The sequence below is a fragment of the Indolivaga macrotermitis genome (assembly GCF_900128985.1).
GTDB classification, from domain to species: Bacteria; Bacteroidota; Bacteroidia; order Bacteroidales; family Dysgonomonadaceae; genus Dysgonomonas_A; species Dysgonomonas_A macrotermitis.
Genome location: NZ_FQUC01000005.1, coordinates 153,836 through 174,877, shown reverse-complemented (window position 1 = coordinate 174,877; position 21,042 = coordinate 153,836). Strand labels below are relative to the sequence as shown.

21 protein-coding genes are annotated in these 21,042 nt (G+C 38.8%); 7 read left to right on the top strand and 14 right to left on the bottom strand.

Annotated features, from left to right (window positions below; translation table 11 throughout):
* Nucleotides 1-72: 72 nt before the first annotated feature.
* The 3 genes from BUC12_RS08975 (at nt 73) to BUC12_RS08965 (ending at nt 2,109) form a co-directional block, all read left to right on the top strand.
* Nucleotides 73-633 carry a hypothetical protein gene (locus tag BUC12_RS08975; protein WP_062180552.1) on the top strand — a complete coding sequence of 187 codons (561 nt, stop codon included), beginning with the start codon at nt 73-75 and terminating at the stop codon, nt 631-633.
* Between the two features lie 119 nt (nt 634-752).
* Nucleotides 753-1,307: a hypothetical protein gene (locus BUC12_RS08970; protein ID WP_139262039.1), complete on the top strand. Its 555-nt coding sequence runs from the start codon at nt 753-755 to the stop codon at nt 1,305-1,307.
* Nucleotides 1,308-1,437: 130 nt separating this feature from the next.
* Entirely contained in the window at nt 1,438-2,109 is a 672-nt protein-coding gene (locus tag BUC12_RS08965) for an MIP family channel protein (protein ID WP_062180558.1), read from the top strand.
* 106 nt (nt 2,110-2,215) lie between these two features.
* Here the strand turns inward: BUC12_RS08965 and BUC12_RS08960 are convergent, their stop codons facing one another.
* From BUC12_RS08960 to BUC12_RS08945, 4 genes are all read right to left on the bottom strand, one after another.
* Nucleotides 2,216-4,060: a peptidase U32 family protein gene (locus BUC12_RS08960; RefSeq protein ID WP_062180561.1), complete on the bottom strand. Its 1,845-nt coding sequence runs from the start codon at nt 4,058-4,060 to the stop codon at nt 2,216-2,218.
* A 65-nt stretch (nt 4,061-4,125) separates the two neighbouring features.
* Complete coding sequence (locus tag BUC12_RS08955) at nt 4,126-5,316, bottom strand: MFS transporter (RefSeq protein WP_062180564.1); 1,191 nt, start codon at nt 5,314-5,316, stop codon at nt 4,126-4,128.
* Between the two features lie 118 nt (nt 5,317-5,434).
* A complete protein-coding gene (gene ypfJ, locus BUC12_RS08950) occupies nt 5,435-6,289 on the bottom strand; it encodes a KPN_02809 family neutral zinc metallopeptidase (protein ID WP_062180567.1) in 855 nt (284 codons plus the stop codon).
* Nucleotides 6,290-6,318: 29 nt separating this feature from the next.
* Nucleotides 6,319-7,143: a carboxypeptidase-like regulatory domain-containing protein gene (locus BUC12_RS08945; RefSeq protein WP_062180570.1), complete on the bottom strand. Its 825-nt coding sequence runs from the start codon at nt 7,141-7,143 to the stop codon at nt 6,319-6,321.
* A 142-nt stretch (nt 7,144-7,285) separates the two neighbouring features.
* Here BUC12_RS08945 and BUC12_RS08940 point away from each other — a divergent pair, with 142 nt between their 5' ends.
* A complete protein-coding gene (locus tag BUC12_RS08940; RefSeq protein WP_062180574.1) occupies nt 7,286-7,546 on the top strand; it encodes a hypothetical protein in 261 nt (86 codons plus the stop codon).
* Between the two features lie 191 nt (nt 7,547-7,737).
* Here BUC12_RS08940 and BUC12_RS08935 read toward each other — a convergent pair whose 3' ends face one another.
* The 5 genes from BUC12_RS08935 to BUC12_RS08915 form a co-directional block, all read right to left on the bottom strand.
* On the bottom strand, nt 7,738-8,883 hold the full coding sequence (locus BUC12_RS08935) for an OmpA family protein (RefSeq protein ID WP_062180663.1): 1,146 nt from the start codon (nt 8,881-8,883) through the stop codon (nt 7,738-7,740).
* 105 nt (nt 8,884-8,988) lie between these two features.
* Nucleotides 8,989-9,540, bottom strand: coding sequence for a glutathione peroxidase (locus BUC12_RS08930; RefSeq protein WP_062180577.1), 552 nt, complete (start codon nt 9,538-9,540; stop codon nt 8,989-8,991).
* Nucleotides 9,541-9,634: 94 nt separating this feature from the next.
* Complete coding sequence (locus BUC12_RS08925) at nt 9,635-10,168, bottom strand: hypothetical protein (RefSeq protein ID WP_062180579.1); 534 nt, start codon at nt 10,166-10,168, stop codon at nt 9,635-9,637.
* A 43-nt stretch (nt 10,169-10,211) separates the two neighbouring features.
* Nucleotides 10,212-11,438, bottom strand: coding sequence for a CinA family nicotinamide mononucleotide deamidase-related protein (locus tag BUC12_RS08920; protein ID WP_062180582.1), 1,227 nt, complete (start codon nt 11,436-11,438; stop codon nt 10,212-10,214).
* A 225-nt stretch (nt 11,439-11,663) separates the two neighbouring features.
* The gene (locus BUC12_RS08915) at nt 11,664-12,566 is read right to left on the bottom strand and encodes a DUF6268 family outer membrane beta-barrel protein (RefSeq protein WP_062180666.1); all 903 of its coding nucleotides are present in this window, start codon (nt 12,564-12,566) and stop codon (nt 11,664-11,666) included.
* 132 nt (nt 12,567-12,698) lie between these two features.
* Here BUC12_RS08915 and BUC12_RS08910 point away from each other — a divergent pair, with 132 nt between their 5' ends.
* Nucleotides 12,699-13,727: a sensor histidine kinase gene (locus tag BUC12_RS08910; protein WP_062180585.1), complete on the top strand. Its 1,029-nt coding sequence runs from the start codon at nt 12,699-12,701 to the stop codon at nt 13,725-13,727.
* 4 nt (nt 13,728-13,731) lie between these two features.
* The gene (locus tag BUC12_RS08905; protein WP_062180669.1) at nt 13,732-14,484 is read left to right on the top strand and encodes a LytR/AlgR family response regulator transcription factor; all 753 of its coding nucleotides are present in this window, start codon (nt 13,732-13,734) and stop codon (nt 14,482-14,484) included.
* Between the two features lie 35 nt (nt 14,485-14,519).
* Here BUC12_RS08905 and BUC12_RS08900 read toward each other — a convergent pair whose 3' ends face one another.
* The 5 genes from BUC12_RS08900 to kdsA all read right to left on the bottom strand — a co-directional run bounded on the left by BUC12_RS08900 (nt 14,520) and on the right by kdsA (nt 18,308).
* A complete protein-coding gene (locus BUC12_RS08900; RefSeq protein WP_062180588.1) occupies nt 14,520-15,281 on the bottom strand; it encodes a hypothetical protein in 762 nt (253 codons plus the stop codon).
* 85 nt (nt 15,282-15,366) lie between these two features.
* Nucleotides 15,367-15,783, bottom strand: coding sequence for a hypothetical protein (locus tag BUC12_RS08895; RefSeq protein WP_062180591.1), 417 nt, complete (start codon nt 15,781-15,783; stop codon nt 15,367-15,369).
* Between the two features lie 3 nt (nt 15,784-15,786).
* Nucleotides 15,787-16,779 (bottom strand): hypothetical protein, encoded by a 993-nt coding sequence (locus BUC12_RS08890; protein WP_062180594.1) that lies wholly within the window; start codon nt 16,777-16,779, stop codon nt 15,787-15,789.
* Between the two features lie 159 nt (nt 16,780-16,938).
* Entirely contained in the window at nt 16,939-17,511 is a 573-nt protein-coding gene (locus BUC12_RS08885; protein WP_062180598.1) for a Maf-like protein, read from the bottom strand.
* Complete coding sequence (kdsA, locus tag BUC12_RS08880; protein ID WP_062180601.1) at nt 17,511-18,308, bottom strand: 3-deoxy-8-phosphooctulonate synthase; 798 nt, start codon at nt 18,306-18,308, stop codon at nt 17,511-17,513. The genes BUC12_RS08885 and kdsA overlap by 1 nt, the downstream gene beginning before the upstream one ends.
* A 279-nt stretch (nt 18,309-18,587) precedes the next feature.
* Between kdsA and BUC12_RS08875 the strand changes: the two genes are divergently transcribed.
* Nucleotides 18,588-21,041 carry a beta-galactosidase gene (locus BUC12_RS08875; protein ID WP_062180605.1) on the top strand — a complete coding sequence of 818 codons (2,454 nt, stop codon included), beginning with the start codon at nt 18,588-18,590 and terminating at the stop codon, nt 21,039-21,041.
* Nucleotide 21,042: the final 1 nt, after the last annotated feature.

Sequence of the window (21,042 nt, the reverse complement as noted above, 5' to 3'; positions counted from 1 at the left end):
CATTTAAGCTTTTTATATAAAAATCAACAATAGGTTTTGTTAGCTTTGGTCCTATAAGCTAACAACACTATTATGTACTTGAATAAACATTTTTGTCTTAATTTGTTTTTCATTTTTACCTGTAACATTGTTTATGCACAGATATCTGATTCTTATTCGCTGGAAGATGAACGTAAAAAGAATCTGCTCAAACAGGTTAAACCTCCCGTAGATATAATGGATCAGAATCTGACTACAGATAAGCCTATCGGGAAAGTAGTAGGAGACGATAAGGTCGTAAATAAAGATAATATTCAAAGTAAACTACTATTATATAGGAATGGAGGTTCGCAATTCGAAGATAAATTATCCGTTGAAAGACTTAAGACTTCTGTCAGTGATGCTGATTTATTGAAAATCAGGCAAGGTGCAAATGTTAAATCAGTGGTACGTAATGGAAAACTAGGCTTGGAGGAGAAAAAAGATGATGAATTTATACATGATCAATTATCTCAAAGGCAGCGCCTGCAAGGTCTAATGCTTAATGTATCTTCCGGAGGGTTAAACTTATCGGGATGGAAGGAAAAAAAGAAAATGTCGGCTAAATCAAAAGCAATACTTATACACGTTTTAGGTGAGACCGTAGACGAATGATATTTCCGGAGCGGGAACAGGAAAAGAAAGCACAAAATAGCCTTATGTAATGTTAACTTTTTTGCATATAATACAACAATCTAATTTCATAGATTTGTTCCAGTTTTATAATAGAGAGAATGAAGAAATTGGGTCATTGCTGCGCAACAAGTTTTCTGTTTTTATCGATGAGTGTTTATATACAAGCTCAAAGTTCATTATCTATGTCGATCAAGGATGATATGAAGAAAGATTTGTTAAAACAGGTTAGACCCACCTTAGAACCATCTACAGGATTACGTCCTTATTCCGAATCAAATAAAGTTGTTGTTGAAGATGACTTACTTGAGTTTGCCAAGAAATACAAAAAGACAGGAGGAGCCCAGTTCGAAGATAAATATAGAATAGGGGAGGGTTTAACAAATTTAAATCCGAAGGTTCCCTTTAATAAATTACCGGATGGCTATGTTGTTCCTGTTTTCACGGGCGGACAATGGATATTTGCCAATCCTACAACACGGGCGGATGGCTTGGTTGTACCTTCCGGTTTGAACTTATCCGGAGGAGGAGCTAAAAAAATGTCGGAAAAATCGAAACGGATACTTATCCATGTGTTAGGAATGGAAGTGGATGAAAATCCGATTATTGTAACTAAAGAATTGGTAGAGAAAGTAAGCAGCCGTCCTCAAAAATAAAATATCTTTTACCCCTTCGATCTTGTTGTACAAAAGCGTTAGAGACTTTTCCAGATAAAATTAAGGAAAGAAAAACAAATTATGCTTTATCTTGTTATATTTGTAGCTTATAATTTAACGCATAAACAAAATGAAAAAGTATTTAGCAGAGTTAATTGGAACTATGGTTTTAGTTCTTATGGGTTGCGGTAGTGCTGTATTTGCAGGAGCTGCACAACCATTTGCCGCTGTTGGAACATTAGGTGTAGCTTTTGCCTTCGGTTTGTCCGTAGTTGCTATGGTTTATACAATCGGTAAAATTTCGGGTTGCCACATCAATCCCGCTATTACATTAGGAATGTTAGTTGCTAATAAGATATCAGCTAAAGATGCCGGATTCTATATTGTATTTCAAGTGATTGGAGCAATTTTAGGTTCGGCAATTTTATATGTTTTAGCTAAAGGATCGGGTTCTACAACTACATTGACAGGAGCAAACGGTTATACAGACCTTATTCCTGCATTTGTTGCAGAAACAGTCTTTACGTTTATATTCCTGATGGTAGTATTCGGATCTACATCAAAAGGTGCTGCCAATAATTTTGCAGGTTTGGCAATTGGTTTGGCATTGGTGCTGATTCACATTGTTTGTATTCCTATTACAGGAACATCAGTTAACCCTGCTCGTAGTATCGGGCCGGCTTTGTTTCAAGGTGGAGAAGCTTTATCTCAACTATGGTTATTTATTGTAGCTCCGTTTTTAGGTGCGGTTATTGCTGCTTTCGTATGGAAAGCCATTGATACTGAACCAGCAGAAGCCTGATTAATATAATAAATAAGGGATAAGGATAATTTTATCTTATATAATAAAGAGTCTGTAAACTTTAATAGTTACAGACTCTTCTTATTTTATTATCTCTCAGACTCGTTTAGTTATTAGTGGTGGTACAGTGATACACTTTCATTTCACAAATTTTGCAATCGAACTCCAATCTCAAACGGGTATCATTGTATAATAAATATAATGGTTCTTTGTAAGGCATCCGTGTAGCACTTTCCTTGGGGCAATACCCCAAAGATTGCTTGATGCAGTGCCGGGTAAACATTAAAGGTACATTGTCTATCCTTTTCTTTTCGAAAGCCATTTGTGTAACATTAGCTTGGTGAAGTTCATAAAACCGACGGCTTTTCTCGTTCATGACGTTTCCCAGATAAGTTATTTCTTTAACCGGAAACTGGTGTTTTGTCGGAGTATGTACAACAGGCTCAATAATATGCGATGCTACTCTTTTTATCAGAAGGTTGCTTAATAAGCTTCGTCTCCATTCGGATAACTGTGAAGAGGGTATAAACCAATTATTAGAGAATTCAATATCTATTCTAGTAATACGGAATATTGTATTTCCTGTTTTTTGTAGATTGTTTACTATATTAGAATGCTGTTCTTTGTCGGCCGGTGTCTTTTCTGAGCCAAATTCTATGTCGGCGGTTATTCCCGTTTCATCTTCTATACATAAATAGAATCCCTTTTCGGTGTCTTTCAGTAAAATAGTTGCATCTATCTTGCGTTCAGCCGATTTCTTGCTAAGCACTTTTTCGAATTCATGATCATAGTTCCGGTACATGAAAGTGCCCTTCTTGAGCTGTAAATGATTTTCAGCAGGAAATACTTTTTCTCCATCAATGCGGTTTACTCTTATTCCTTGCAACTCTTTTTGATTATGTCCCATAAAACATAATCCGTCGCCATTATTTAATTTCTTTGTACCGGATAAGGTGAAAAATTTATCAAATACTTCTTTAACCTTTCCGATAGGCTCTCCGATTGATTTCGGTGTATCCAATGACCACATGTCCGATCTCCGCCCATTAAAGAAATATTCGGTATACCCTCTATTGAAACTTTTATCGAGGTGTGGCTCGAATGTATATGTACATGTTCCGGCTGACGCCCGAATATACTCTTCTCGGCGACTTAATATTTCGTCTAATTTAATGCGGTAATAAGCTACTACATTTTTCACATAGGACATATCTTTCAGCCGCCCTTCTATCTTTAAGGAATTGACACCTGCATCTATTATCTCCTCAAGTTGTTCCGATAGATTAAGATCTTTCATGGATAGCAAATGTTTCTTCGGTATTATCGTTTCTCCATCGGCATTGGTCAAAGTATATGGCAACCGGCAAAATTGTGCGCATGCTCCTTTATTTGCGCTCCGGTTTGCTATGGCTTCACTTAAGTAGCATTGTCCGCTGTAGCATACACATAGTGCTCCATGTACGAAGGCTTCCAAAACAACGGATGATGTGTTGGATGCTATGTTTTTAATTTCCTGAACAGTGAGTTCGCGGGCTAACACCACCTGTGAAAAACCGGCATCCGCCATAAATTGTATTTTTTCGATAGTCCGGTTGTCGTTTTGTGTACTGGCATGGAGTGGGATAGGAGGCAGGTCGAGCATCAGTATTCCCATATCCTGAATAATGATAGCGTCGGCTCCTATTTTATATAACTTCCATATAAGTCCTTCTGTTTCGGATAGTTCACTATCACTGAGTATGGTGTTAAGTGCAACGTAGACCCGGGCATCAAACTGATGCGCGTACTGAATCAACGCCTGAATATCTTCGAGAGAATTTCCGGCGGCAGATCGTGCACCGAATTTGGGTGCTCCTATATAAACTGCGTCTGCTCCGTGATTTATTGCTTCCATGCCGCAATCCAGATTTTTGGCAGGAGCGAGTAGCTCTATTTTTCGTGCTTTAATCAATGTTGTCGTTCTCTAAGTGTAAAATGGGTGCTAATATAATAATAAGTATATATATAAATACTTATTTATCTTCTTTTAAGATTAGGCAAAAATCCGGCAATAAGTCCTAATAAAGGCATGAAGGCAGCTATATGATATACATACTCAATGCCGTGTGTATCTGCTATTTTACCGAAAATAGCGGATGCGATACCGGCTATGCCGAATGCTAAGCCAAAGAAGAGCCCTCCGATAAGGCCTTCTTTGCCGGGTACCAGTTCTTGTGCATAGACCAGAATTGCAGAAAATGCAGACGATAATATCAATCCGATCACAATACTTAGCATGCAGGTTCCTGCAAGCCCTACATGTGGCATCAATAAAGCAAATGGTGCTGTGCCAAGTATGGAAAACCATATGACATATTTGCGTCCGAACCGATCGCCGATAGGTCCACCAAAGAAAGTACCTAAAGCGACGGCAAACAAGAAGGCAAATAGATAAAGCTGGGATTGTTTGATCGTAATACCGAATTTTTCGATCAGATAAAATGTATAATAGCTGGTCAGACTTGCCATATATACATATTTAGAGAAAATTAACACTAAGAGTATGCCCAACGTAAATATCGTCTTGCGTTGAGAACCCAGAGGCTGTAAAGATTGTGCGGTATTGGTATGTTTTGTTTCCGGATTCATATTGAAACGAAGTAGTATACCTTTGTACCAACGGCTGATGTATAACATAAACATTATACATATAAGGGCAAAAATTGCAAACCATCCGATATTTTGCCGTCCGTATGGAGCGATAAATAAAGCTGCCAGCAATGGACCAAGCGATCCGCCAAAGTTTCCACCTACCTGAAAGATAGATTGTGCAAGCCCGTGTTTTCCTCCGGAAGCAATATGTGCCAATCGACTGGCTTCGGGATGAAATACGGATGAACCGACTCCGGCAACGAATACGGCGATCAGGACATGGACAAAATCGGAGGCGAAAGCTAATGCCAGAATCCCACTCATTGTAAATAGCATGCCTATAGGCAGGGAATAAGGCTGTGGTTTCCGGTCGGTATATGCGCCAATGATAGGTTGGAAGATGGATGACGACATCTGATAGACCAATGTTATAATACCTATCTGACTGAAATTGAGTGCTAATGAATCCTTTATCATCGGGTACACAGCTTGCACCATGTTTTGTAAGGTGTCATTAAACATATGTGTGATACCCAATAGTATTAGTATAGAAAATGTAGTCTTTTGCCGTTCCATTGCTAAGTCATATCCAAAAAAGATGTGCAAAGTTAGGCTATAAATTTGGATAAAGCAATCTGTAATAGTTTTTAAGTTGTAAATGGAGTTTTATTACACAGGTTTTGTTGTCAAATTACTACAGCTGGCTTTGAGGTACCGAAAATGTATCTCCGGCTGACATATCTCCTGTATCGAGCCCTTTCTTCAGCCATCTGTTGCGTTGAGCCGATGTACCGTGATTGAAAGAATCCGGCACTGTGTAGCCCTGAGCCTCCATCTGCAGGCGGTCGTCACCTATTTGAGAGGCAGCATTAAGACCTTCTTCAATGTCTCCGTCTTCAATTGAACCGAACCTTTTGTTATCATGGTTAGCCCATACTCCTGCATAAAAATCAGCTTGAAGTTCTAACCTTACATTTAGTTGATTAGCATCTTTCTGGCTCATTCGTTGCTGCTGGTTATGTACTTTATCAATAGTTCCGAGCAGGTTTTGCACATGATGCCCTACTTCGTGAGCTATCACATACGCATAAGCAAAGTCTCCTCCGGCATTTAGTTGATCTTTCATCTGATCGAAGAAAGAAAGGTCTATATATAATGTCTGGTCAACCGGACAATAAAATGGGCCGGTAGATGAAGATGCATTACCGCAGCCCGAACGGGTTGCATTACTGAAAAGTACCATGCGTGGAGGTACATATTTTAATCCGTTTTGGGCAAATATTTCAGTCCAGATATCTTCGGTTCCGGCTAGAATAGTCTTGGCAAATGTTGCAGCTTCTTCCTCTTGTGGCGACGGAGTGTAAGCTGTTTCTGTTCCGACTCCATTATTTAAGAACTGTTGGGCAACATCCATCGGATTACCTCCCATCAACCATACTATTATCCCCACGATAATAACACCTCCGATACCTAAAGTTCCTTTTCCCACGCTGCCTTTACCTCTGCGGTCATCCACATTATCGCTGGTTCTTCTTCCACCTAATCTCATGATTACTTTATTCTTTTTTGTTCAATATTTCATTTTTCGACCATTGCTTCTACTCTGAAAGAGAGTTTCATCGGGGCTTTAGTCCATCTGCCCTGACTCGATGTGCGGTAATAGCTGGTTGAACCTTTCGGGCTTCCCGCGAATAATAATTGTCCCATTCCTATATTGGCTATATGCTGTAGTGTAATGAGTGTATTACCTTCTACGTGTACAAAATAGGGTGATAGGTCTACTACTAATTCTTTCTCATCTCCGGTCATCTTCTGTTGTAAATATATGGGCTGACCAAGTATGTTTTGAAACTCATTCTTACCGGTTTCTTTATAAACATTTACCCTGAAGTATATGTTCTCGTAAGCACAGTCCGAAATATTCATTATTAATTTCTGTAAGATAGCACGTTTTTCTATTTTCAAAAGAACACCGCATTCAAATCCCTTGACATTTTGAATAAACCCTCCCTGATATTTATCACCTTTAAAATTGTTACCCAGTGTTTGTTGCCTGAAGTTCCGGTGATTCACTACAATTGTTTCAATCTCGTCATTTTTAGGAGTCAGTTTGATGTCTTTGTCTATTGTAGACAGATACTCGGATACTTTAAAGTCAATTGTTTTGTATGCTGTATGCGAAAAACGGAGAGTGTCATCCGGATTTATACCTGACATATCTATTTGATACCGCCCGTCGATATCAGAAATAGTTCCTGAATTATGATTTAAAATACCAATTTCAACAAATTCAATGTCTTCGTTTGTTACGAAATCAGATATCCGACCTGCTGATATTTGAGCATAGCTTGCTGATAACGTCAATATTTGTAGTATAATGAAGAATAGAAAAAACAATCGCATACTGTAGTTTTTATGAAGGGTAAAGATACTTAGTTTTGCTATAAAAATGACTTAATAGATTTATTTTATGTTAAATAGATACTTTATAAAAACTTTATGAATCGCCTGTGTGTTTTATAGATACACCTTAATATGAACTACTATGGGAGCTTTAGTGAATTTAAAAGTAGGAGACACTTTATACAGTGTAAATCCTCAAAGATTAGTTATTCAGAGAATAAAGATCGAAGAGATTGAAGATGGGGTTGGAAGTTTGACTTCCAGCGAATTGAGTACTTTCGGTAAAGTAAAAAAAATTATCCGGATTGCTTTGGGTAAATTCCCTGTAGAGCACAATCAGATCCTCTTTTTTAAGACGGAGAATGATGCAGAAGCTTTTATTAAGGCTCAGATTGGTCTCTGATTTTTTTATCGCATTTTGAAGAATAGTAGTGTATTACCTTAAGTTTGTATCTTCTGATATAGACGTAAACTTATGGAAGATAATACACTACTATTTTTTTTCTGATTACAATCGGCCTTTATATAAATAAAGACAGCCACCCCAATTTTGAGGTGGCTGTTTTTGTTATATCTATTATCTTACTGGCTAAATTATTTAGCAGTGAAGATAACTACACGGTTCCAAGAATCGATTTGGAATGGTTGAACTTTGTCGCCACTTGCTTCAGTAGTGATACGGCTACGTTCGATACCATATTTGTTAACCAAGACATCAGCAACGGCTTTAGCTCTTTGTTCTGACAATCTTTGGTTAATAGCAGCTGTACCTGTGCTCTTATCAGCATAACCTGTAACAGTTACGTTAACATCTTTGTTTTCTTGCAGATATTTAGCTGCATTGTAGATGTTGATATCTTGATTTTGTTCAAGTTTAGCGCTACCGATACGGAATACAACAACAGCATTCAGGATAACTTCGCTTTCGCCTTTAGTCACAACTTCAACTGGTTTTTCAGCCAATTGTCTTTCAAGACCAGCGATAGAAGCTTTGTATTCTTGTATTTGTCTGTCTTTGTTTCTCAATTGAGATTGTTGCTCATTTACTTTATCATTCAAAGCAGTCAACTCACTAGGATCGATAACATCAACAGTTTGGAAACCTCCTTTAGTAAAGCGGTAAGTCAAACCTAACAATGCATTAAGTGTACCATCATGAGAACGACCTCCAACGTTACCATTGAATCGGTCAGCCATAAGGTTACCTGTTGCTTCGACGTTCAGGCTTAAGCTTTCAGTCAAACGGAAATCAGCTTGAAGACCTACACGCGGAACAATATTGTTATGCGTTTTGATTGAAGCTTCTTTTACATCTCTATCAGCAAATGTATGAACGAATCCTAATCCCATGATACCATAAAGATTGAAAGCTCTGTCCCCTTGGTATGTAGAGAATAAGTTAGTCAGATTTAATAATACATCCGTATTAGCTTGCAAATACTTGTATTTGTATGTCTTATCAGCTACTTCGCCAAGATAACTCTTGCTTTCCCAGCCACCAACTTGTAAACGAGCTCCGGCGATAGGAGAGAAGTGCTTACCAACTGATACTGCTACGTGTGGAGTTACAACATCGAAAAGGTCAGCTTTGCTTGAGTTTTCGCTAAATGTATAAGATCCCCCGGCTTGACCTTGGATAAACCAATTGTCGCCGAATCCATATTGTTTTAATGCTTTTTCTTGAGCATTGGCAGATAGAGCTAATACAGCGCTAAATGCGAATAGGTAAAATTTTTTCATAATCATTCTGTTCTAATTTTACAATGAAATCCCTGATTTTCATTCGCGGGGCGAAGATACTACAGAAATCTGTAAATGTCTAATTTTTTGTTAAAATATTATTTATTATGGTTTTTCTATCCAGTCTATTATTTCTGAACTTAACGGACTACCTTTGGGTAGGACATAGCCGGCAAGGCTGCCATCGGCATTTATCATGAACTTTTGAAAGTTCCATTGAACTTCTGCATCGAATTTGCCGTTTTGTTTTTTCTCAGTCAACCATTGATATAATGGTATCTTGTTTTCTCCAACTACTTTTACTTTATCCATGATGGGGAAAGTAACGCCGTAATTAAGTGTACAAAACTCTTTGATCTCTGCATTTGTTCCGGGCTCCTGCTCCTTGAAGTCGTTGCTGGGGAAGCCTAAGATAACCAATCCCTGATCTTTGTATTTTTGATATAGTTCTTCTAATTGAGCATACTGAGGTGTCAGCCCACACTTAGAAGCAACATTCACGATTAAGACTTTCTTGCCTTTAAGAGATGAAAGGTCGAAAGCTTTTCCGTCAATATCTTTTACCTTAAAATCATATAAATTTTTATTTTGAGCTAACAATGTGTGTGTTAAACTCAATATAAATAAAGTTGCAAAAATGTATAACTTCTTTGCCATTGTGGGTTTTAATTAATTCTTTAGTACTAGAACAATCATATTGCCTCAATGTTTACATAATTCAATAAAAAATCTGTTTTTTTCATTAAAAAGGTCATTTCAAATAGGTAAAACGCCCGTTATAAGCGATTTTTAGATACACATTGTCTGCTTCGGTGATTGTTTGTGTTGGTGTAAAAGATATCGAAATAACCAGTTTCTGACGGGTAATCATCCTTGCGAATGTTTCCTGCATAAAACTGATCATTTCAGTTGTGTATAGGTTTGGGTCACTACTTTTTACTTCGGTAAATGTCTTACTGACATCGTTGATAGTAATTTTGAAGCTTTTAAGCGAAACTCCTTCTTTCAAACCTACTATTTCGAGCGCAGTGCCGCTTGTAGCAAATAATTCACCTTTAATTATAGGTTTTACATAATCTTTACCTTTCAGCATATCGTCGAGTAATACTACCGTAGGATCTGTTGCAACAACGGTCTGATCAGCATATCCCTTGATAGGTACTTTAGTTTCGCATATTGAAGTGAGGGTATAGGACGAGCGGTTATCGTCGTCGCTTCCACAACTACTGAATACAATTGTCAATAATGCGATTATGGTCAGATAGAAGTTCTGTGTCCGTTTCATAAACTTAAATTATTATTTGAATGTTGTTCTTTCTTATTAATATTTATTCTCTTAACATTTCCAGCAACTGTAAAATGGCTGTATTACTTGCCCGGATTATATTCATCTCACGAAATTTTCCCATCTGGTATTTTCTGGAGATAACCCTGTCACCAACGGCTGTTGCTATCCAAACCGTTCCTACTGGTTTTTCGTCTGTACCGCCATCGGGTCCGGCGATGCCTGATACTGCCATAGCACAATCTACATTAAGTACTTTCTGAGCTCCTTGCGCCATTTCGGTCACAACAGAAGAACTCACAGCGCCATCCCTTTCTATATTAGACGACGAAACCTGCAAAATGTTGCACTTTGCTTCGTTCGAATATGACACAATACCTCCCTTGAAATATTGTGATGACCCCGAAATGGAAGTAATGAGGTGTGCTATATTTCCACCTGTACAACTTTCCGCAGTCCCCACAGTCAGCCCTTTACGTAATAAGTGTTCGCTTAATATCTTCTCGAACGGAATGTCTTTTTCGGCATAGATAGCTGTACCAAGAAGACGGCGTAATTTTTCAGTTTCATGCTCTAATTCTTCCCTGCGTTTCTCTCCTTTTACATACAAGCGGAGTTTCATCATGCCCGGTGAAGGAAGGTATGCGAGCCCGAAACCTTCGGGTAGTTCGTTTTCCCAATCGGTAAGATGTATGGCCAGAGCCGACTCGGTATATCCTCCTACAATGAATACTTTATTTACATAAGCTTCGGCACTGTATTTGGCTTGCAGGCGGGGAATGATCTCATTCTCCATATTATATCTCATCTCGTAAGGGACACCCGGCATCGAAACGAGCACTTTGTCATTGCGGTCGAACCATGTGATGGGAGCTGTGCCTACTCGGTTTTGAATAACCGTACAATCTCTGGGAACGTATGCCTGATCGTGCGTCAACGGGTTAAGTGTTGACGAACCGGGAAATACATTGCGGATATTTTCGAGTACCGAGTCATCAAAGATCAAGTCTGTTCCATAATATTCACAAAGCGTTTTCTTTGTTATATCGTCTTTGGTGGGTCCTAATCCTCCTGTGGTAAGAATAACGTCTACACGGGTAAAAACGTCTGATATGGTGTCTTTTATTTGCTGTGCATTGTCGCCAATTGATATTTTTTCGGTGACTTCAAATCCTGCATTGGTAAGTTTTTGCGCCATCCAGGCGGTATTGGTATCAACAATCTGACCGATAAGTATTTCGTCGCCGATTGTTATAATTGCTGTCTTCATATTCGATATTCCCTATTTGAATATAATTTATATATTGGAGGCGTAAAGGTACAAATTTTGTCTTTTTCCAGCTGATATTCTTAGATTATTCCCATGCAGTGTAATAAAAAATTAATAATAAATTTAACAGATATAATAGTTGGGCTATATATAATAATCAATGGAACTATAACTGCGGATAGTTTTAGTTCCATTGATTTATTTGACTGCTACTTCTTACTTCTATTAAAATCCGACTCGTAAGCCTGCCGAGGCATAGGGGGCTACCTGAAAATAATATCCTCTATCCTGAAACATACTTTTTAAACTCCTGTTTGTAATTTCAGTCGGACGTATGGCGCTAATACCAGCCGTTATAGGGATGGAAATGTGTTTTCCTATCTTTATTTCGGGACGAAGCCCTGTTATGATATATTGATGGCTGAATATCTTATCTTTACCGTCCTGCTCAAATAAAGCCATCTGCCCGTTCATTTCAGCAATAAAATTCAGGCTCAAATACCTGCTAAAATTGTATCCGGCTGATATATCAAGACCTTTCATCATCGAAATCTTAACGGCAAATTGTCCTTTGGTAGTCCAGTTGAGATACAGAGCCGGAAATGCCATCGGATAGCCAAACGAATTATTAATGGCAATACCACCACCCAGTTCCAGATTGGGCTTCAGATGATAGATAAAGACAACGCCTCCACTCCCCAATACATTTTTGAACCTGATTTGGGAGAATCTGGTATTCGGCATATAAATTCCGCCACCTATACCTATCATCATAGACCATCTGTCACCTATGGGACGCAGATGATTGAGGCTTAGTCCCAGATTCATAATTTCATCAATGACCAAAGGCTCTGTAAAGTTTTTATTATCAAGCTTAGTATAAGATCCTCCTGCACTTATAGCCCACATTGTCGGACGATTATTCTCGTCGAGCTTCGTAGACAAAGGTATATTGATATCGCCCTGATAGACCATTGCAGAACCTTTGCTGTTACCCACTTTTTCGTCTGTATCGTTTTCCGTTATACGATATTGCGATTTTCCGAAATATTCGGTTTTAAATGTTATTTGTGAGTGTATTTGTACACAGGCGATATTTACAAACAGGCAAATTAATAATAGTCTCATAATTTTGTTTTTAGATTTTTTTTGAAGCAAAAGTGAGTATATTCCCATCTTTGGAGAAATGTTTTTGATGGTTGGCTTTTTGCCTTTGATGGTTGGTAATAATTCTATAAACTAATAGCTTACCTTTGCAGTATGAAATATAGTTATATAAAAAACTACAATGGATTCTTTATATTGATCTGGGTATTGATATTTGCAGTACTGGGAGTTCAGTATATGGAATCAATGAATACCTTTGAAGGTTTCTTGTTAGCAACAAGTATAGTTGTGACGGCATATCCGTTTACAACTTACCTTAGCCGGCGATTGCTGAGAAGGGCTATGGAAAGCAAGAACATGGTCAAATTTATTATCCAGTTTTTTATTTTCACTCTGATATATTCTGCTCTTATCCCGGTAATCGTATATCTATTCAATCAATTGGAAACCATTGGCTTATTTTCTCCTTCTGAATTTATGGGAAGATGGAATAATTCGTGGAATGAATTTCTGAATGGGCTGCTTACTTCTTTGCTGATTAATCTTAGTTTCTGTGGATTAAGTTTCTTCGAACAAAATATCCGGTTACAAAAGGAACTGGCGGAATCGAGCCTGCAAATACTTCAGGCTCAGATAAACCCTCATTTTATGTTTAATGTGTTAAATCACATCAATATACTAATAAGGAAAGAACCGGAGTTAGCTTCATCCGTTCTTGTTCAATATACCCATATTCTTAGGTATCAGTTATATAATGGCAGAAAGGATTATGTAAGTATCAATCAGGAGGTGGAATTTCTCAAAGACTTTATTGAAGTTGAGAAAATCAGATGGAAGAATAGCCTTGATATAAAATATTTGTGGGAGATAGAGGATTTTAATGTAACAATTGCTCCTTTGATGCTTATTACTTTTGTTGAAAACGCTTTCAAGCATGTGTCCCGTTCTAAATCGGATAAGGGATATGTTTATATTCATTTAAAAGAAGAAAACAGGGAAGTAGCGTTGACTGTTGAAAACTCTAAATATGCAGATAATGTTATCTACGAAAAAAAAGAGGAGTCGGGAATCGGACTGGAAAACATCGGTAAACGACTGGATATACTTTATCATAATAGGTATAAGCTGGTTATAAATGACACGGAAATATCATATTCAATATTTCTCTCAATTAAACTATAAGATTATGGCACATATAATACCCCAACAACCGGATAACATAAAATTGAAATGCCTGATTGTTGATGACGAAGAAAATGCTATTGATGGAATTGTCGATTTTTTAAAAGAGATTGGCTCATTTGAAATCGTTGATACTTGCTTATCTGCATTAGAAGCAATGGAGGTGTTGAAAAATAAGGAGATAGATTTGATGTTTCTGGATATAAATATGCCTCGTTTATCAGGATTGGAACTGTTAGAGACATTACAAAATCCACCGATGACTATTTTAACGACTGCTTATTCAGAATTTGCATTGGAAGGGTTCCGGTTGAATGTTGTAGATTATTTACTGAAACCTTATACCTTTAAGCGTTTTCTTCAGGCAACACAAAAGGCTCTGGATTTATATAAGTCGCGCCTTTTGGTGGAGAAAAATGAACTGGACAAGACAATAGATATGTATATCAGGCAAGGAGATTCTTTTCACAGGATTAACTGGAATGATATATTGTATGTACAGGCGATGCAGAATTATATTAAACTTTACTTGAAGGAAAAAACGTTTGTTATCCACCAGACAATGGTTTCTTTGGAGGAAATTCTGCCTAAAGATCAATTCTACAGGGTACATAATTCTTATCTGGTCAATATAAGCCGGATAGAATCAATTTCGGGAGGAAGACTGTATATAAACGACCATGAAATACCTATCTCGAAACACCGGAGAGAAGCTTTCCTCGATTCAATAGTCTATAAAAACCTGATAAGTAAGTAAATAGAATACAATGTTTACAGCGATGGTCAAGGATTCTACCAACCTGTAACTAACAGTCGTTTGGCAGCACCTACACTGCACTTTTGATACTTGGAATAAGCTGCTGCGGCGCTGTTTTGTACCTGAGCCTGAGTACCGCCTTTTATATAGGTATTGATGGCATCGTATAAGGTGTATGCTTCGGGGCACATCAGATTAGTCGTCCAGATAAGGGGAGAGGCGTTAGCGGATTTCAAATATGGGGCGAAATACTGTTTGCTGACACAAGCGAGGATGATGGCATCGCGTTTCTTTCCATCGGTGTTTTTGAATGTGTCGGGTAATGAGAAGTCCATCAATCCATTATGACCGATATAGGCCAGAAGAGACGAGTGACCTTGTATCTTTACTACTTCTTTATTTATATGTATGGTATCCGTATGTTTACCGGAAAGAGAATTGAGGTAATCTATTGTGCACTGTTTAATATACTTACCATTATAGGCATCGGCTACCAGATAGTAAGGTTGGGTATGGTGTTTGAAAACAATACGTTCCATTATATTGCCCTGCATTTTGTATTGTTTGATTAGCTTCCAGTCGGCTCCTTTCTTAAAGTAAGTGCGGATTCCGTAGCCGCATCCCCAGTAAAGATTATTATCGGGGTCTTGCCCGTTGCCAATAGCTTTAGGTACTTTTACTATTCCCTGATACTGATTGTCACATAGGGCAACCATCACATGAATAGTCTTACTTTCTTGTGAAAATGCAAAAAGAAACAGAGTCATTGACGCCAGAAACGCAATTAATTTCGCCATAAATAAAGTTCTTTATTATTTCTACTTTATTTATAGAGTAAAAATTACAGGATTTTCCATATAGTAAGGAGAGCGGATATATAGATTAAGACTTTTTTACCAGAGAGTGTATAATAAAGCTGTTGATTATTACTGTAATAAATCCGATGCATATACTTATTAGGCATATAATTCTTTCGTGCCCGGGTCTGCGTATATCGAATGGATTTTGGGTATGGTACATAATCGGTATTATGTCGCTTTTAGTCATGGAAGAGCGGGATGTCTCGAAACGGGTTTCGTATATCTGGTCATCTATTACGTAGTCGATAGTGATAACATAACCCGAGAGAGTTTTTGTCGGGTATTTCTCTTCAAACCGTCTTACATTCTCAACTGTGGCTGTTGTCGGTATATATCCTTCTTCTTCCTTTTCGATATAAATAAATCCGGAAATTCCGCCGATAATAAAGATTGTGCCGATTATATATAAAATAACTAAGGTTATTCTTTTCAGGCTCATATTCTATAATTTATACTGTACTCCGATAGTCCATCCCCAGTAAATTTGTTTCAACGAAGAGGATGTGAATTTGCGCCACATATAGTTAGACGGAAATATCTTGGTGTTTTCCATACAATGCGACTGTAAATAATTAAGGGAAGGGCCTCCGAACAGTTCTATCCGTTTTCCGAAACGGTATGTGGGTAGTATACGGACAGTATAGCGCGATGCTTCCTTATAGTTATACTCTTCGGCTTTCTTTTCTGCTTCCTCCGGATCTCCCCAATGGATACGCCCGTAGAATTTAGTTATCAAGGTGGCCGTAATTTCGCTGTCTATTCTGAGCCGGTTGGGTATTACAGGTACGTGTACACCGATACCTCCTTCGAGTATCCAATGGTTGAGTGATGATGCGAAATTATGCCCGAATCCCGCAATTCCGTACAGATATTTACCACCGGAACGGAAAGTAGCTGTGGCACTGCTCATCTCGTCGGTCATCAGTCCTACGTACATATCGCCATTCTTGATGATATTTACCAAACCGATAGGGTAGTCGTTCTCATCTGCTAAGTTGACAAAACCTATTTGCAGTCCGCCTGATTTTCGGGAATTTACCAGTCCTAGTTGTACACCTCCCGACTTTTCGCCTATAACATTAAACATACCTATTTGTATACCTTTCAGTCTTCCGGCTCCATTACCGACACCTATTTGAACCCCGTTCATCTCCGCTGCTCCTTGAGATACTCCCAGTTGTAGCCCGTTCATTTTCTCGATTTTACTAAATGGGGATATGGATAATCCGTTTACCCGGTAAATATCGGCATATATGAGGGCTATGGATATATTATTGGTTGTTTTATCCGTATCGTCTCCATTGGTAGACCAATATCCTATAAAACCCAGATTTACAAAAGATTTAGGTTCGTTGATCGAATCTTGTTTCTGTGCTATACCTTTGTTTATACCTGCAAATAAGATCAGTAATGAGAGGGTTACAGTTCTTTTCATAGTGTAGGATAGAATTAGAGTGTTGTTTTTTGGCTTTACTACTATGGTTCTTTATTATCTTGCTTATAATAAAGAGATCTGCAATTATAAAAATAAATCCGGTAACTATTCAATTACCGGAACTATTTTTTCTTTATTTAAGGATGGAGATTCTTTTTCTCAAAAATTCTTTAATTCCCTGTATAACCGTTGTATAGGTAAGCCCATAACATTATAATACGATCCTGAGATAAACTCTACACCTACATAGCCTATCCACTCCTGTATACCGTATGCTCCGGCTTTGTCCATTGGCTGATAACGGGTGACGTAATAGTCGATTTCTGACTCCGACAATGTGCAAAATCTTACTTCGGATATAACACTGAATGAATGCTGTTTTTCGGCAGAAGTAAGGCAAACACCAGTGATTACCTGATGTGTATGTCCCGATAATTCGCGCAGCATCTGCTTTGCAGCAACTTCGTTCGCAGGTTTCCCGAATATTTTATTATCCAGAATAACAACTGTATCGGCTGTGATAACCAATGTATTTTCTTTGAGGTAGTCGCCATAAGCCGCAGCCTTTTTCTGGGCAATATACTGTGCCACCTGACGTTTTTCGATAGTATCGGGATATGACTCGTCGATACCGGGAATTACTACCACTTCGTAATTAATATCGAGTCCCGATAATAACTCTTTTCTCCGTGGCGAGTTCGACGCCAGTATCAGTTTATAGTTTAATTCCATTATCTGATCGCTTCCTTGATACGTACCAGTTTTGTCAGCAGATCATCTAACTGATTCAACGGAAGCATATTTGCTCCGTCCGATTTAGCGACTGATGGGTCGGGATGTGTTTCGATAAACAAACCGTCTACACCTACGGCAATACCGGCTTTACACATGGTTTCGATCAGCTTTGGCTGACCGCCTGTTACACCCGATGCCTGATTGGGCTTTTGTAAACAGTGTGTAGCATCCAGAACCACCGGATAACCCATTTCCTGCATTTCGGGGATTCCTCTGAAATCGACTACCAGATCACCGTATCCGAATGATACGCCACGTTCGGTAAGCGTTACATTGTTATTACCCGAATCGATAATCTTCTGGGCGGCAAATTTCATAGCCGAAGGTGCAAGGAATTGTCCTTTCTTGATATTCACCATTTTACCGGTTTTAGCAGCAGCTATTAACAAATCGGTCTGACGGCAAAGAAAAGCTGGAATCTGTAATACGTCTACATATTCGGCAGCCATTGCAGCTTCGTGGGCTTCGTGTATATCAGTCACTGTCGGTATCCCGAAGGTCTCATGTACTTTACGGAGTATTTTCAACGCTTTTTCGTCACCGATACCTGTAAAAGAATCTACCCGTGAACGGTTAGCTTTACGGTACGATCCTTTAAATACGTAGGGGATACCCAAGCGTGAAGTAATATTCATTATTTTTTCGGCAATATTGAGTGCCATTTCTTCTCCTTCGACAACACAAGGCCCTGCCAGCAGGAAGAAGTTGTCGCTTTTCAGTTCAGATATATTCATAATCTTATCTTTTGTTTTCTTTTCAAATTTAGGGGGTGAAGTTAGTAAAAATACTTGACAAGTAAGCGTAGTTCGAAGGGGCTATATGTGGTCCTTGTTGGGATGTATTGCATATGCCCGATTGCCTGTTTTTTGCTTTATGAGTATGCAATATGCCCCTACATCTAATGTGATTGTGTACATTATACTATAAAAATGTTCAGACTGGTATAGCGGTATGTTAAAATCATTATCTTTATCTGAAAGATAACTGCAAAAAATATATAACCTGATGCTACTATGAAAAAGTTTGCAATTTGTGTGTTGACCGGGCTCTTAGTTTCTATATCCTTAAATGCTTCGGATGTGTATGTAAAAATAGAAAAGCCCCGCTATGCCAAAGGCAGCGATATGTTCCATATGGGAACGGCGACAAGTCCGAAGGGCGAAACACTTACTTTCGATTCGCAAAGTATGCTTGTCAATAATACTCCTGTCATTCCGGTGATGGGCGAATTCCATTTTAGCCGTGTACCCGAAAAACGGTGGAGGACAGAACTGCTGAAAATGAAAGCCGGTGGTATAACTATTGTGGCATCTTACATATTCTGGATTCATCACGAGGAAGAAGAAGGCGTTTATAACTGGCAGGGGCAACGCAACCTCCGTAAATTTATAGAATTGTGTAAAGAACTAGAATTTCCGTTGGTGCTGAGAGTTGGTCCGTGGTGTCATGGCGAATGCCGAAATGGAGGTTTACCCGAATGGCTGGTCGACAGCGGACTGAAGCTACGCAACAGCAATGCCGAATATATGGCTAAGTTAAGGGTTTGGTTTAACGAAATATATAAGCAAACCGAAGGCTTGTACTGGAAAGACGGAGGGCCGATAATGGGCGTTCAGCTCGAAAACGAATACCGGGGACGCTGGGAACACCTTATGGATCTGAAAAATATGGTTCGCGAACTGGGTTTCGATGTACCGATGTATACCCGCACAGGATGGCCTAAACTCGGAAGCCCTGCTACATTCGGCGAGATAATACCTTTATATGGTGACTATTCCGATGGTTTTTGGGACAGGTCGCTGGACGAAATGCCCGGCGATTACCGCAAGGCGTATCTGTTTCGCTCGTTCCGCAATTCGACAGTGATAGCTACCGAGCAACTGCCCAAACAGTCGGGAGAAGACAATCCCGAAGACTTCGGTTATCCTTATTTCACTTGTGAGTTGGGGGGCGGAATGATGCCAAGCTATCACCGCCGTATCAATATCGCGCCGATGGATATTTATGCGATGGCTTTGGTTAAAGTAGGGTCGGGTAGTAACCTTCCCGGATATTATATGTACCACGGAGGTACCAATCCCGACGGGAAACTAACCAATCTGAACGAAGTACAGGATAGTAAAATGACTAATTACAACGATCTGCCTGTCAAATCATACGATTTTCAGGCTCCGTTAGGAGAGTTCGGGCAGATAAATCCGCATTACCATCTGTTGCGCAGGATGCATATGTTTCTGGCAGATTTCGGGAGTAGCCTTGCATTGATGACTCCTAATTTTCCGCAGGACAGCACCTGGCAATTACGCTGGAGTGTAAGGAGTGACGGGAATAGCGGTTATGTTTTCGTCAATAATTATGAAAGGCTGAAAGAGATGGGTCAGAAGAAGGATATAAGGTTTGTTGTTGAACTACCGGATAAGACTCTGACTTTTCCCGAAACACCCATAACCATTCCGATGAATACCAGCTTTATAATGCCTTTCAACCTGAAATTAGGTGGAGCCAATCTGAGTTATGCTACTGCACAGCTTATTACAAAACTGGATGAACGTAAGGTTAATAAACAGACTTTATTTTTTACACAAATAGCCGATATACCTGTTCAGTTTGTTTTCGACGAACAGAATACAACGATTAATAAAGCATCCGTAGATATTCAGCAGAAAGACGGAAAGCTATATCTGAATAATATTAAACCCGGTCGCGATATTGCAATAAGCATAACAGACTCCGAAGGTATGGTAACGGATATTGTGGTGCTTGATGACACGACATCATTGCAGTTATGGAAAGGTAAGCTGGCGGATAAAGAGTATGTTTTTATCTCTGATAATGAACTGACTTATAACGGATCATCATTGAATTTAACAACCACGGATGATAAAGTTTCGGTATCGGTATATCCCGGTTTCGGATCGGTAAATACAAAAACAAAAGAGCTGACTGCTTCCAAAGACGGTATTTTCTTCACTTACAGCGATAGCCTTCCTCCGGCGGAATTACCTAAAATAACAGGAAGCAGGATAAAGGCTGCCGGGCCTCTCCGTTCAATAACTATGGGTGGAGCAAAGCTAGTCGAAGCCCCTAAGGACAAAGATTTTGCAAATGCAGAAGTGTTTCAGATTGGTATCGAATATGATGTTAGCAGGGATATCTACCTCAAATTGCCTTATCTGGGTGATGTTGCCCGTATATACTCTGATGATAAATTACTTACCGATAACTTCTACAATGGAAAAGACTTTGAAGTTGGATTAAACTGGTTTTTCTCTAATGAAGTTATGGAAAATAACCCGCATAATAACAGAATCAAAATATTAAGATTTGAAATACTTCCGTTGCGGAAGTCAACACCTATATATATTCAGGAACAATATCGTCCCAGCTTTGGAAGTAATGAAAGTATTGCTTTATCGGCAAAAGTTCAATATTATGAAAAAAGAACAGTGCACTTGAATATCAAATAGG

Coding starts and splice junctions, on each gene's coding strand:
- BUC12_RS08975 (WP_062180552.1), top strand. CDS start 73: ATGTACTTGAATAAACATTTTTGTCTTAATTTGTTTTTCATTTTTACC.
- BUC12_RS08970 (WP_139262039.1), top strand. CDS start 753: ATGAAGAAATTGGGTCATTGCTGCGCAACAAGTTTTCTGTTTTTATCG.
- BUC12_RS08965 (WP_062180558.1), top strand. CDS start 1,438: ATGAAAAAGTATTTAGCAGAGTTAATTGGAACTATGGTTTTAGTTCTT.
- BUC12_RS08955 (WP_062180564.1), bottom strand. CDS start 5,316: ATGGAACGGCAAAAGACTACATTTTCTATACTAATACTATTGGGTATC.
- ypfJ (WP_062180567.1), bottom strand. CDS start 6,289: ATGAGATTAGGTGGAAGAAGAACCAGCGATAATGTGGATGACCGCAGA.
- BUC12_RS08945 (WP_062180570.1), bottom strand. CDS start 7,143: ATGCGATTGTTTTTTCTATTCTTCATTATACTACAAATATTGACGTTA.
- BUC12_RS08940 (WP_062180574.1), top strand. CDS start 7,286: ATGGGAGCTTTAGTGAATTTAAAAGTAGGAGACACTTTATACAGTGTA.
- BUC12_RS08935 (WP_062180663.1), bottom strand. CDS start 8,883: ATGAAAAAATTTTACCTATTCGCATTTAGCGCTGTATTAGCTCTATCT.
- BUC12_RS08930 (WP_062180577.1), bottom strand. CDS start 9,540: ATGGCAAAGAAGTTATACATTTTTGCAACTTTATTTATATTGAGTTTA.
- BUC12_RS08925 (WP_062180579.1), bottom strand. CDS start 10,168: ATGAAACGGACACAGAACTTCTATCTGACCATAATCGCATTATTGACA.
- BUC12_RS08920 (WP_062180582.1), bottom strand. CDS start 11,438: ATGAAGACAGCAATTATAACAATCGGCGACGAAATACTTATCGGTCAG.
- BUC12_RS08915 (WP_062180666.1), bottom strand. CDS start 12,566: ATGAGACTATTATTAATTTGCCTGTTTGTAAATATCGCCTGTGTACAA.
- BUC12_RS08910 (WP_062180585.1), top strand. CDS start 12,699: ATGAAATATAGTTATATAAAAAACTACAATGGATTCTTTATATTGATC.
- BUC12_RS08905 (WP_062180669.1), top strand. CDS start 13,732: ATGGCACATATAATACCCCAACAACCGGATAACATAAAATTGAAATGC.
- BUC12_RS08900 (WP_062180588.1), bottom strand. CDS start 15,281: ATGGCGAAATTAATTGCGTTTCTGGCGTCAATGACTCTGTTTCTTTTT.
- BUC12_RS08895 (WP_062180591.1), bottom strand. CDS start 15,783: ATGAGCCTGAAAAGAATAACCTTAGTTATTTTATATATAATCGGCACA.
- BUC12_RS08890 (WP_062180594.1), bottom strand. CDS start 16,779: ATGAAAAGAACTGTAACCCTCTCATTACTGATCTTATTTGCAGGTATA.
- BUC12_RS08885 (WP_062180598.1), bottom strand. CDS start 17,511: ATGGAATTAAACTATAAACTGATACTGGCGTCGAACTCGCCACGGAGA.
- kdsA (WP_062180601.1), bottom strand. CDS start 18,308: ATGAATATATCTGAACTGAAAAGCGACAACTTCTTCCTGCTGGCAGGG.
- BUC12_RS08875 (WP_062180605.1), top strand. CDS start 18,588: ATGAAAAAGTTTGCAATTTGTGTGTTGACCGGGCTCTTAGTTTCTATA.